The sequence below is a fragment of the Agathobaculum sp. NTUH-O15-33 genome, from assembly GCF_033193315.1.
In the GTDB taxonomy this organism is placed as follows: domain Bacteria; phylum Bacillota; class Clostridia; order Oscillospirales; family Butyricicoccaceae; genus Agathobaculum; species Agathobaculum faecihominis_A.
In genome coordinates, this window is the sequence record NZ_CP136187.1 from 2783898 (window position 1) to 2795000 (window position 11103).

At 55.3% G+C, this 11103-nt stretch carries 9 protein-coding genes, 2 tRNA genes and 2 rRNA genes (1 of these 13 cut by a window edge); 2 read left to right on the forward strand and 11 right to left on the reverse strand.

The features are described 5' to 3' along the window. Positions 1-33: 33 nt before the first annotated feature. On the reverse strand, positions 34-1158 hold the full coding sequence (locus RWV98_RS13505; RefSeq protein ID WP_317861373.1) for a D-alanyl-D-alanine carboxypeptidase family protein: 1125 nt from the start codon (positions 1156-1158) through the stop codon (positions 34-36). Between the two features lie 149 nt (positions 1159-1307). On the opposite strand from RWV98_RS13505, the gene RWV98_RS13510 reads away from it, so the two are divergent. Beyond that, positions 1308-2237 (forward strand): AEC family transporter, encoded by a 930-nt coding sequence (locus RWV98_RS13510; RefSeq protein ID WP_317861375.1) that lies wholly within the window; start codon positions 1308-1310, stop codon positions 2235-2237. Between the two features lie 145 nt (positions 2238-2382). Here the strand turns inward: RWV98_RS13510 and RWV98_RS13515 are convergent, their stop codons facing one another. The 4 genes from RWV98_RS13515 to RWV98_RS13530 all read right to left on the reverse strand — a co-directional run bounded on the left by RWV98_RS13515 (position 2383) and on the right by RWV98_RS13530 (position 5625). After that, positions 2383-3135 (reverse strand): exodeoxyribonuclease III, encoded by a 753-nt coding sequence (locus RWV98_RS13515; protein ID WP_317861377.1) that lies wholly within the window; start codon positions 3133-3135, stop codon positions 2383-2385. A 119-nt stretch (positions 3136-3254) separates the two neighbouring features. Further along, positions 3255-4421: an aminotransferase class I/II-fold pyridoxal phosphate-dependent enzyme gene (locus tag RWV98_RS13520; protein ID WP_317861379.1), complete on the reverse strand. Its 1167-nt coding sequence runs from the start codon at positions 4419-4421 to the stop codon at positions 3255-3257. Positions 4422-4427: 6 nt separating this feature from the next. Next, positions 4428-5150, reverse strand: coding sequence for an alpha/beta fold hydrolase (locus RWV98_RS13525; protein WP_317861381.1), 723 nt, complete (start codon positions 5148-5150; stop codon positions 4428-4430). Positions 5151-5154: 4 nt separating this feature from the next. Next, positions 5155-5625: a VOC family protein gene (locus RWV98_RS13530; protein ID WP_317865769.1), complete on the reverse strand. Its 471-nt coding sequence runs from the start codon at positions 5623-5625 to the stop codon at positions 5155-5157. Between the two features lie 190 nt (positions 5626-5815). On the opposite strand from RWV98_RS13530, the gene RWV98_RS13535 reads away from it, so the two are divergent. After that, positions 5816-6511, forward strand: coding sequence for a flavodoxin family protein (locus tag RWV98_RS13535; protein ID WP_317861383.1), 696 nt, complete (start codon positions 5816-5818; stop codon positions 6509-6511). Between the two features lie 286 nt (positions 6512-6797). Here RWV98_RS13535 and RWV98_RS13540 read toward each other — a convergent pair whose 3' ends face one another. The 6 genes from RWV98_RS13540 to RWV98_RS13565 form a co-directional block, all read right to left on the reverse strand. Continuing rightward, a complete protein-coding gene (locus RWV98_RS13540; protein ID WP_317861385.1) occupies positions 6798-7133 on the reverse strand; it encodes a hypothetical protein in 336 nt (111 codons plus the stop codon). A gap of 124 nt (positions 7134-7257) precedes the next feature. Continuing rightward, positions 7258-7905: an HAD hydrolase-like protein gene (locus tag RWV98_RS13545; RefSeq protein ID WP_317861387.1), complete on the reverse strand. Its 648-nt coding sequence runs from the start codon at positions 7903-7905 to the stop codon at positions 7258-7260. 56 nt (positions 7906-7961) lie between these two features. Beyond that, positions 7962-8078 (reverse strand): 5S ribosomal RNA (gene rrf / locus RWV98_RS13550). An 82-nt stretch (positions 8079-8160) separates the two neighbouring features. Next, positions 8161-8235: transfer RNA gene (locus RWV98_RS13555), tRNA-Glu, on the reverse strand. Between the two features lie 75 nt (positions 8236-8310). Continuing rightward, positions 8311-8386 (reverse strand) — tRNA-Lys (locus tag RWV98_RS13560). 109 nt (positions 8387-8495) lie between these two features. Beyond that, positions 8496-11103 (reverse strand): 23S ribosomal RNA (locus RWV98_RS13565) (it continues 237 nt past the right edge of the window).

Below are 11103 nucleotides of genomic sequence, written 5' to 3' on the forward strand. Positions count from 1 at the left end.
ATACCATTTCAATGAAGACGCGGGACCAAAACGCTATCCGCCGAGCATGCCGCCCCAAAAATCAAGGAACAGGCTGCCGATTCCCTTCGCTTCCACCGCTTCCGCCGCGGTGAGCGGCACGCGCAGCACGGTTTCGCCCCCGCTCGAAACCGTCAGCTCGCCGATCGTCTGCCCCTGCTCCACCGGCGCGGTGAGCGTTTCCGGCAGATCCAGCGTGGTTTCCAGCTCGGCCGCTTTCGCCTTTTCGATCACAAGGCTGCTGCTCTCCATCGCGGGCTGCACGGTATCCGTTTTTCCAAGCTTTACCGGGACGGGCCGCAGCACATCCGCCGGCGGCGTATACACGGCGAAATTGGCAAAGCCGTAATTCAGCAGCGCGGTCGCGTCCGCCATGCGGTCCTCCTTGGTCGGCGCGGCCATCACCACCGCCACGATCGATAGACCGTCCCGCTCGGCGCTCGCCGATATGCAAAAGCCCGCCTCCGAGATATAGCCGGTCTTGAGCCCGGTCAAGCCCTGATAGCTTTTCAGCATCTTATTCGTATTGGCCAGCCCGAATTTGCCGCCCCGCACGGTATCCATCCAAATGCCGGTGTAGTCCAGTATTTTCGGATGCTTTAAAAGCTCGCAGGAGATCAGCGCTAGATCGCGCGCCGTGGTCATCGTCTTCTGTCCGATACCGTCCAGCCCGTTGGCGTTAATAAACTGCGTGCCCGTGCAGCCAAGCTCGGCCGCGCGCGTGTTCATCCGCTCAACAAAGGCCGCCTCCGTGCCCGCCAAGTGTTCGGCCACCGCGACCGCGCAGTCGTTTGCCGAACCCACCGCGATCGCCTTGAGCATATCGTTCAGAGAAAGCTGCTCGCCCGGTTCCAGCCAGATCTGCGTGCCGCCCATCGAGCAAGCGTATTCGCTGCCCGTTATCATAGTATCCAGCGTTACCTCGCCCCGCTCGAGCGCCTCCATGGCCAGCAGCATGGTCATGATCTTGGTCACAGAGGCGGGCTGCAACTGTTCATCCGCGTTAAACTCATACAGCATCTGGCCGTTTGCGGCATATAGCGCCGCCGATTTTGCATGGAGCGCCCCCATTTCAGGCAGCGCCGCCGCCTGCACCAGCAGCATACAGCCGATCAGCGCCGTTATCAGCAACTTTTTCAACCTATCTCACCCTTTCCGCTCTATCCTATGAGCGCGTCCGGTGAAACATGCTCTAAAGATTCATCGGTTTATATATGCGCCGCATTGACATCGTCGTTCCGGTGGACTATCATAGGAATAACAGCATCCGTAAAGGGGGGTAAGCGGTCTTGCTAGACAATATCCGGCTTTTAGTCGCCCAAATCGCCGTCATGTTTTTATTGATGGCAGTCGGCTTCGTTTGCTCGCGTCTTGGCTATCTGGGCGACGCCGGCGCGGCCAACCTTTCCGTCGTCCTCAATCGTGTGGTCGCTCCCGCGGTCATCATCCATTCGTTCGAGCGCAGCTTCGATCCCGCGCTCGCGCACGATCTGATCGTGTCGGTCTTGTGCGCGTTTTTATATGCGCTGGTCTCCATCCTGCTCGCGCACGCGGTGTTTCGCAAGGGCGGCGCGCACCCCAATTTTGCGGATAAACGTTTTTGTTTGGTCTTTACCAACTGCGGTTTTATGGCGCTGCCGCTGCTCGAGGCGCTGCTTGGCTCCTATGGCCTGTTTCTCGGCTCGGCGTTCATCGTGGTAAACAATCTGCTGCTGTGGAGCTACGGCGTCGATCAGCTGTCGCAGGGCGCGCCGGAAAAGGCGCAGCACAGGCTGCGAAACGCGCTGGTCAACCCGGGCACCGTATCGCTCGCGATCGGCCTTGTGCTGTTTCTGACGCCCTTTACGCTCCCCTCTATCCCCTCGCAGGCCGTCGGTTATGTCGCTTCGCTCAATACGCCGGTGGCCATGTTGGTTCTGGGGTCCTTTCTTGCTCAATGCGATCTGAAATCGTGTTTTCGCGGGCGGGACGTTTACCTTGTCACCGGGCTGCGCCTGCTGGTGCTGCCGCTCATCATGCTCGCGCTGTACCGGATGCTGCCGCTGGAGCACGCGGTGCGGCAGTCTCTGCTGATCAGCGTGTCCGCGCCGGTCGCCATGGCGGCGCCCATGTTCGCCCGCATGTTCGGCACGGATTATCTGTTCTCCACCCGCGCCGTCGCGGTATCCACGCTGCTTTCTGCGCTGACCATTCCCGTCATGATCGCGCTTTTGGGATAATTAGAAATTAGTAGTTAGGAATGAGTAATTGTGGTAGCTCGCTCCCGCTCGCGATCATTTAATTGTGAGCGGGAGCGAACCTCCTAAATTACTCATTACTCATTACTAATTATTCATTAAAAAAAGGCGGCTTGCGCCGCCTTTTTTATTCGATTTCCAGCACGACCGGACAATGGTCGGAGCCGAACACATCGGACAGGATTTTTGCGTCCTTCACGCGGTCCATAAACCGGTCGGAGACCAGAAAATAGTCGATGCGCCACCCCGCGTTCTTTTCCCGCGCGCGGAAGCGGTAGCTCCACCAGGAATACGCCCCTTCCAGATCGGGATAAAAATGGCGAAACGTATCGGTAAAACCCGCGCCCAGCAGCTCGGTCATTTTCTGCCGCTCCTCATCCGAAAAACCCGCGTTTTTGCGGTTGGTCTTGGGGTTTTTCAAGTCAATCTCTTCATGGGCGACATTCATGTCTCCGCAGACGATCACCGGCTTTTCCGTATCGAGTTTCTGCAAATGGGCGCGGAACGCGTCCTCCCATTGCATGCGGTAGTCCAGACGCTTAAGCTCGTCCTGTGAATTGGGTGTGTACACCGTGACCAGATAAAACTCACCATAGTCCGCCGTGATCACACGGCCTTCGTGATCGTGCTCCTCGATGCCAAGGCCGTACGTCACCTGTTCCGGCTCGGTCCTCGAAAACAGCGCAACGCCCGAATAGCCCTTTTTCTCGGCGGAGTTCCAGTATTCCCGATAGCCGTCCAGCGGCACATCGGCCTGTCCCTGCTGCATTTTGGTCTCCTGCAGGCACAGCATGTCGGGCTGCTCTGCCGCGACAAAATCCAAAAAGCCCTTGCCCATGCAGGCGCGCAGGCCGTTTACGTTCCAGGAGATTAGCTTCATAAAAAAACCCCTTTTTAATTAGTAGTGAGTAATTGCGGTGCCGCGCATAGCGCGGCAAATTTGATTGGTCGGCCTTTGGCCGATTCCATAATTCCTAATTACTAATTCCTAACTCCTAATTATTTCAAAAGTATTTTGCTTTCCGCAATGCGGCGTACGGCTTCGCTCATGCGCTCCGGCGGTACGACAAGCGCAAAGCGCACATAGCCCTTCCCGCGCGCGCCGAAGCTGTCGCCCGGCACGCAGATTACGCCGGTCTTCTCCATCAGCTCCATCACAAATGCGACCGAGCTGCTGAAATGCGGCGGAATCTTGGCCCAAACGAACATGGTGCCCGCAGCGTCCGCCACGTCCCAGCCAATGGCGCGCAGCCCGCCGCACAGCGCGTCACGCCGCGCCATATAGCCTTCCCGGTTGCGCCGCACGATATCCTGCGGGCCGGTGAGCGCGGCGACCGCGCCCGCTTGCACGGGATAGAACATACCGTAATCGATCTGGGAACGAAACGCGCGGAACGCGCGAAGCACCTCTGCATTGCCCAGCGCGAAGGAAACGCGCATGCCGGTCAGGTTGTAGGTCTTGGAAAGGGAATTGAATTCAATACCTACCTCCTTGGCACCGGGAACGGATAGGAACGAGATACCCGTTTGTCCATTCAGCAGCAAGTCGGAATACGCGTTATCGTGAATGATGATCACTTCGTGTTTTTTTGCAAACGCGATCAGCTTTTCATAAAACGCACGGTCCGCGACCGCGGTCGTCGGGTTGTTGGGATAGGATACCACCATCGCCTTGGCCCGGTCGGCCACGTCGTCCGGGATATCGGCAAAATCAAGCACCCAGCCGTTCTCCTCGCGCAAAGGATACAGGCCGATCGTCGCGCCTGTCATCATCGGACCGAAGGAGAAGATCGGGTACCCCGGATCGGGCGCAAGGATCAAGCCGTCCTCGCCCGCAAAGGCAAACCCCACGTGCGCAATGCCCTCCTGCGAGCCGCACACCGCCATGATCTCGTCGTTTTCCAGCGCAACGTCATACCGCCGCCGATACCAATTCTGCACCGCCTGCAACAGCGCGGGCGTTTCGGTCAACGAATACCGGTAATTCATCGGGTCAAGGCAAGCCTCGCTCACCGCGCGCATCACATGTTCATCCGGTTGGAAATCAGGCGTACCGATCGAAAGGTTGATCACATCCTTGCCGCCCCGCAGCAGCGCCTGCTTTTTCTGATCCAGTTGATTAAAGATATTGCTCTCGGCGCACTCGCCGGCTTTGATAAACTGCATTGTTTTTCATCTTCCCATTAAAAATTCTATCACCGTGCGGTTGAACCGCGCGGGCTGTCTGGCGGCCACAAAATGGTCGCCGTCCCGGAACACCTCGACTCGGCTGTCCGGGATACGGGCCGCGATCTCCCGCGTCTGCTTTTCGCGGATCAAGTCGTGCTCGCCGACGATCAGCAGCGTCGGCGCGGTGATACGCGCCAGATCTTCCATCTTGACGCCGTACGGATGCACCATCAGACCGAGCACGTCCCTTTTATGCGCCGCTTTTCCGCTGCGCTTGCCCAGCACGGAGAGCAGGCCGTAAACCGGATACAACGGCAGTTGTATCCGCGGCTTGATCCCGCGGAACATTTCCACATTTGCGCCGTTTAGGATCAGCTTATCCACATATTGCGGATAAGTCAGCGCAAATTTAATCGCCAGATTGCCGCCGTCCGAAAAGCCTAGAATAAAAGCTTTTTCAATGCCCAGCGTGTCCAACACCGCTTTCAGGTCTTGCGCCATGAGCGCAAACGAAAGCCCCTGACTGCCGCGTTCCGACTGTCCATGGCCGCGGCTGTCCACCGCGATCACGCGGTAAAAACGTGAAAACTCGGGGATCTGCGCTTTAAAGTAGCTGCTGTCCTCCCCATTGCCGTGCAGCAGTATCAGCGGCTTGCCGCGCCCTACATCGAAGTAGGCAATGCGCGCGTCTCCACAGCCTACAAATTCCGGCTCATAACCGAACATGGCTTTATTCCAACCCTTTCCTGCAATTCTCCACAAACTCCACCGGGTGCTGAATGATCTCCGCTGTCTGTTCCACGCTGTGGCCTTCGTCAAGGTAACGTCTGGCGATGACCGCCATCGATTCGCCCACCTCGATCATATGCCAATCCGGGTCGTACAGGCGCACCACGCGCTGCTGCCACTCGTATTTCTTGGCCGGGTGCACCAAATCAACGTCCGGATGGCTGGTCAGCCTGTCCAAAAACGCGTCGAAATCGTCTACTTCAAAATAAAGCTCCATATTATTGCTCTGGTGCAGGATCGTGCTCTTGGGGATCCCTACAAGCCAATCAAAATCCTGCTGCAATGCGAATCCGCCCGAAAGCGTCACATTGCGTCCCAGATCCAGTGTGACTTGCTGATCGAACAGCTCCTCATAAAACCGCTTGGAGACCTCCACGTCCCGCACCGCTAGCAGCGGCAGCTCATATCGGATGTTCATCGCCCGTCTCCTTTCCATTCCATGTCCGTCGTTTGCATACGCCCTTATTCTACCACATTCGCGCCCAATGGTAAAGGCGGTTTTATACTTCCAATCGGTGTGCCACCTGCATACAAAGCATTGACACAGCCGCGTCACCCCGATTATACTGGGTTTATCAAAAAAACGCAAGAAGGGAACCAATATGAAGATCACAGCGATTTATGGAACCAATCATGTGGGAAGCACCGTGGAACTGGCGCGTGCGCTGATCGGCCGGCTGCCGCATACGCAGGACGAATTATCCGAATTTTTTCTGCCGCGCGATTTTGGCCACGTCTGCAACGGCTGCTGTGCCTGCTTTGAGGCTGCCGCGCCGCTTTGCGTGCAAGCGGGCGATCAGCTGCAACCCATCTTACAGGCCATCGACGCGGCCGATGTAATCATTCTTGCCAGTCCGGTGTACGTTTATCACGTGACCGGCGCTATGAAAAGTTTTCTTGATCATTTGGGCTGCCGTTGGCTTATCCACCGGCCGAACGGTTCCATGACAGGCAAGACCGCCGTCTTACTAACGACCGCTGCGGGCAGCGGTACCAAACAGACGCTGGGTGATCTAAAGGACAGCATGAATTGGTGGGGCGTGGGGCATGTCTACGCCTATGGCCGGCGCGTGCAGGCGCTGCATCCGCAGCAGGTAAAGCCGAAAATCAAGTCTGCGATCGAACAGGACATGGGCAAGCTGGCCCGCCGGATCCTATCCGCAAGGCGGTCCAAGCCGCGCATAGGCGTGCGGGCGCGCTACTGGCTCAGCAAGCGGATGGGAGGCGGCCTTACGCCGCGAGACCACGCCTATTGGCAAGAGCAAGGCTGGCTGAAAGGAAAACTTCCTTGGAAATAACAAAAAGCGAGGAACCGGTGGTTCCTCGCTCAGACTGTAGACAAAGGTCGCTCGCCGCAGCGCGCATAGAATGGAAAATGGAGCGAAGCGACGTAAAATCCGTTTTTTCGGGGGCGTGTACCTCGAAAAAACACCTCGACCCGCGCATCGGGCGCGTAACCCGGGGGTATCGAGACCGGTTTCTCCGGAACTGGTCGAGTATCTAGGGGGCATTGGATGCCCCCTAGACAGCGTGTCGGCTTTGTCGACACGCTGAGCGAGGAACCGGATGGTTCCTCGCTTTTTGTTATTTCTTATTTAGACCGTCCACACGCTTGGCGATTCCCTCCAAGTCGTCGGATACGGATTCAAATTTACTGATCAGGCTCTTGAAGCTATCCGGGAACAGGTCTTCGTGCTGTTCCAACTGCTGTACCAAATGCTCTAGTTTCCCGGCAGTCTCGCCCGCGCTGGCGCCTTTGGTACTATCCGCATTTTTCACCGCGTCCATTGCAGTTTTCAAATCCGCCGGAAGCTTGCCTTCGGCCTCCAAACGGTCGAGCTCAGGCTGAATCTTCTCCATCAGCTTGCCCAGCGCCTTCATGTCCTTGATCGACTTGAACAGATCGACAAATACACCCATGATGATTTCCTCCCGTATGTTTCATATTCTGTACCGAAACTCTACCTTTACTGTATCATGGTATTTTGCCACGTTCAATGACCGCTCGTGTTATAAACCGACATATTTTGTGAAAACGCGACAATTACCGGCAAAGCACCCCAAACAGCTCGTCCATAGTAGCGGCAATATGGTCCGCGCCCGCGTGCGATAGCTCCTCCAAACCGCCAAAGCCAAAGGTCACCCCTACGCAGGCAATCCCGTTTCGGTGCGCTCCCTCCACATCGTGGAAACGGTCGCCCACCAGTACTGCCGCCGATTTATCCGTCACGCCCAGCATAGAGAGCGCTTGCGCGACTACCTGCTCCTTTCTGCTGATTACCCCATCCAGACTCGCACCCGAAACCGCGTCAAAATAGCAGGCTATTGCAAACAGGTCCAAAATCTTTTCCACAAAGACCGTGGGCTTAGAAGAAGCGATCGCGAGCCGCTTACCGCTCCTCTTTAACGCGCTGAGCAGCTCATGCACACCGTCAAACAACAAATTTTCTCGCCAGCCGATCACACTGAATCGCTCTCGGTAAAGGGAAACCGCACGTTTGGCTCCTCCATCGTCAAAGCCATAGCAGCGGATAAACTCATCATACAGCGGCGGCCCGATAAAATGCTCAAGCGCCGTCAGATCGGGTTCTTCGATGTCCATACCGCGCAGGGCGTGCTGCACCGATTTGGTTATGCCTTCGCGCGGATCGGTCAGCGTACCGTCCAGATCAAACAGAATATACTCATACATGAAAAGGCCCTCCCTGTAATAGAAAAAGACGGCAACCGAAGTTGCCGTCTCATGAGTGTGCGCATTGAGTTATCTTCCCGGGCCGTCGCCAGCCAAGTATTGTCACCGTAAGCGAGCTTAACTACTGTGTTCGAAATGGGAACAGGTGTACCCTCGCCACCATTAACACGCACTATATTTGGTAAACACTCTCGTGCTTAACCGCTTGTCTAACATACCACGTTTCGCCGCTTCTGTCAAGTCCATTCTTTGGAATGGTGACCCGTGGGAGAATCGAACTCCCGTTTGCGGCGTGAGAGGCCGCCGTCTTAACCGCTTGACCAACGGGCCATTTCAGCTTCTCCGGTATGTCTTTCGGCACCACCGTGGGAATCGGCTTTTCCCCGATCCCACAGCGCACCGTTCTGGTACACCATCACGGGCTCGAACCGTGGACCCACTGATTAAGAGTCAGTTGCTCTACCAACTGAGCTAATGGTGCATACTTCCCTCAAGATCGCTCTCTCGGAAACTCTTTCAAGGTTTATACCCTGAAAACTGAACAACAACTACTTACAAGCTATAAGAGATTTGAGGTTACCTCTAATAATGAGGTCAAGCCCTCGGCCTATTAGTATCAGTCCGCTGCATGTGTTACCACACTTCCACTCCTGACCTATCAACCTTGTAGTCTACAAGGGGCCTTACCCCCGAAGGGTGGGAATACTTATCTCAAGGGGAGTTTCACGCTTAGATGCCTTCAGCGTTTATCTCGTCCGTACTTAGCTACCCAGCTATGCCCTTGGCAGAACAACTGGTGCACCAGCGGTACGTCCATCCCGGTCCTCTCGTACTAAGGACAGCTCCTCTCAATATTCCTGCGCCCGCAACAGATAGGGACCGAACTGTCTCACGACGTTCTGAACCCAGCTCGCGTACCGCTTTAATTGGCGAACAGCCAAACCCTTGGGACCGAATTCAGCCCAGGATGCGATGAGCCGACATCGAGGTGCCAAACCTCCCCGTCGATGTGGACTCTTGGGGGAGATCAGCCTGTTATCCCAGGGTAGCTTTTATCCGTTGAGCGACGGCATTTCCATTCACATACCGCCGGATCACTAACTCCAACTTTCGTTACTGCTCGAACCGTCATTCTCGCAGTTAGGCTCGTTTATGCGTTTACACTCAGTGCACGATTTCCGTCCGTGCTGAACGAACCTTTGAGCGCCTCCGTTACTCTTTTGGAGGCGACCGCCCCAGTCAAACTGCCCACCTGACAGTGTCCCCCGACCCGATTCAGGGCCGCAGGTTAGAATCCCAATATCCCAAGAGTGGTATCCCAAGGTTGCCTCCACACATGCTGGCGCACGTGCTTCCTAGGCTCCCACCTATCCTGTACATGGAATACCGAGATCCAATATCAAGCTACAGTGAAGCTCCATGGGGTCTTTCCGTCTAGTTGCGGGAAACCGGCATCTTCACCGGTACTACAATTTCGCCGGGCGGGCTGTTGAGACAGTGCCCAAATCGTTACGCCATTCGTGCGGGTCAGAACTTACCTGACAAGGAATTTCGCTACCTTAGGACCGTTATAGTTACGGCCGCCGTTTACTGGGGCTTAAGTTCGCACCTTCGGATTGCTCCTAAGCACTCCCCTTAACCTTCCAGCACCGGGCAGGCGTCACCCCCTATACGTCATCTTTCGATTTAGCAGAGAGCTGTGTTTTTGCTAAACAGTCGCTTGGGCCTTTTCACTGCGGCCTACTCTCGTAGGCGCCCCTTATCCCGAAGTTACGGGGCCAATTTGCCGAGTTCCTTAACAACCCTTCTCCCGTTGGCCTTAGAATACTCATCCCATCTACCTGTGTCGGTTTGCGGTACGGGCACCTTAGTATACACATAAGCTTTTCTCGTCTCTCACGCCATCGACTTCCCTACTTTAATTTCGGTCCCTTTCGCCCCGGGCAACCATCGCCGGGGTTCGACTTAATGAAAGCGTCCCTTATGCTTAAAGTTCGGTGGTTACGGAATTTCTACCGTATGTGCATCGACTACGCCTTTCGGCCTCGCCTTAGCTCCCGACTTACCTTGGGCGGACGAACCTTCCCCAAGAAACCTTAGATTTTCGGCCATTATGATTCTCACATAATTCTCGCTACTTATTCCGGCATTCTCACTCGTATGCTGTCCACCAGTGCTCTCGCTCTGACTTCGCCCCGCATACGACGCTCCCCTACCCAATACAATTTCTTGTAATGCCTAAGCTTCGGTTAGATACTTAGCCCCGTTACATTTTCTGCGCAAAACCACTCGACCAGTGAGCTATTACGCACTCTTTGAATGTATGGCTGCTTCTAAGCCAACATCCTGGTTGTTTTCGCAGTTTCACATCATTTTCCACTTAGTATCTATTTGGGACCTTAGCTGTAGATCTGGGCTGTTTCCCTTTCGACCACGTGACTTATCTCTCGTAGTCTGACTGCTATTCATCAATTAGCCGGCATTCAGAGTTTGATAGGGTTCGGTAACCTCGCGGCCCCTAGCCCATTCAGTGCTTTACCTCCGGTAATCTAAAATAACGCTAGCCCTAAAGCTATTTCGGGGAGAACCAGCTATCTCCGAGTTCGATTGGAATTTCTCCGCTATCCACAAGTCATCCCCGGCTTTTTCAACAGACGTGGGTGCGGCCCTCCATTGCGTCTTACCGCAACTTCAGCCTGCTCATGGATAGGTCACCCGGTTTCGGGTCTAATACACGTAACTTCATTCGCCCTTTTCAGACTCGCTCTCGCTACGGCTCCGGTACTCCAGTACCTTAACCTCGCTACGTACATTAACTCGCCGGACCGTTCTACAAAAAGTACCCGATCACACGTTAATGTGCTCTCGGTGCTTGTAGGCACAAGGTTTCAGGTTCTCTTTCACTCCCCTCCCGGGGTCCTTTTCACCTTTCCCTCACGGTACTGCTTCTCTATCGGTCACTGAGTAGTATTTAGGCTTGGAGGATGGTCCCCCCATGTTCCCAGCGGGTTTCACGTGTCCGCTGGTACTCTGGATCCTGCTAGCGCTCCATTCTTTTCACCTACGGGGCTATCACCCTGTTTCGCCGCTCTTCCCAAAGCGTTCGGTTAAAAATGAAAGCTACATGTCGCAGTCCTAACCCCGGAAATATTGCTACTCCCGGTTTGGCCTCTTCCGCGTTCGCTCGCCACTACTTGC

Bases quoted from the DNA above. Each gene is read 5' to 3' on its own strand.
- RWV98_RS13515 (WP_317861377.1), bottom strand. From the start codon at position 3,135: ATGAAGCTAATCTCCTGGAACGTAAACGGCCTGCGCGCCTGCATGGGC.
- RWV98_RS13520 (WP_317861379.1), bottom strand. From the start codon at position 4,421: ATGCAGTTTATCAAAGCCGGCGAGTGCGCCGAGAGCAATATCTTTAAT.
- RWV98_RS13525 (WP_317861381.1), bottom strand. From the start codon at position 5,150: ATGTTCGGTTATGAGCCGGAATTTGTAGGCTGTGGAGACGCGCGCATT.
- RWV98_RS13535 (WP_317861383.1), top strand. From the start codon at position 5,816: ATGAAGATCACAGCGATTTATGGAACCAATCATGTGGGAAGCACCGTG.
- RWV98_RS13540 (WP_317861385.1), bottom strand. From the start codon at position 7,133: ATGGGTGTATTTGTCGATCTGTTCAAGTCGATCAAGGACATGAAGGCG.
- RWV98_RS13545 (WP_317861387.1), bottom strand. From the start codon at position 7,905: ATGTATGAGTATATTCTGTTTGATCTGGACGGTACGCTGACCGATCCG.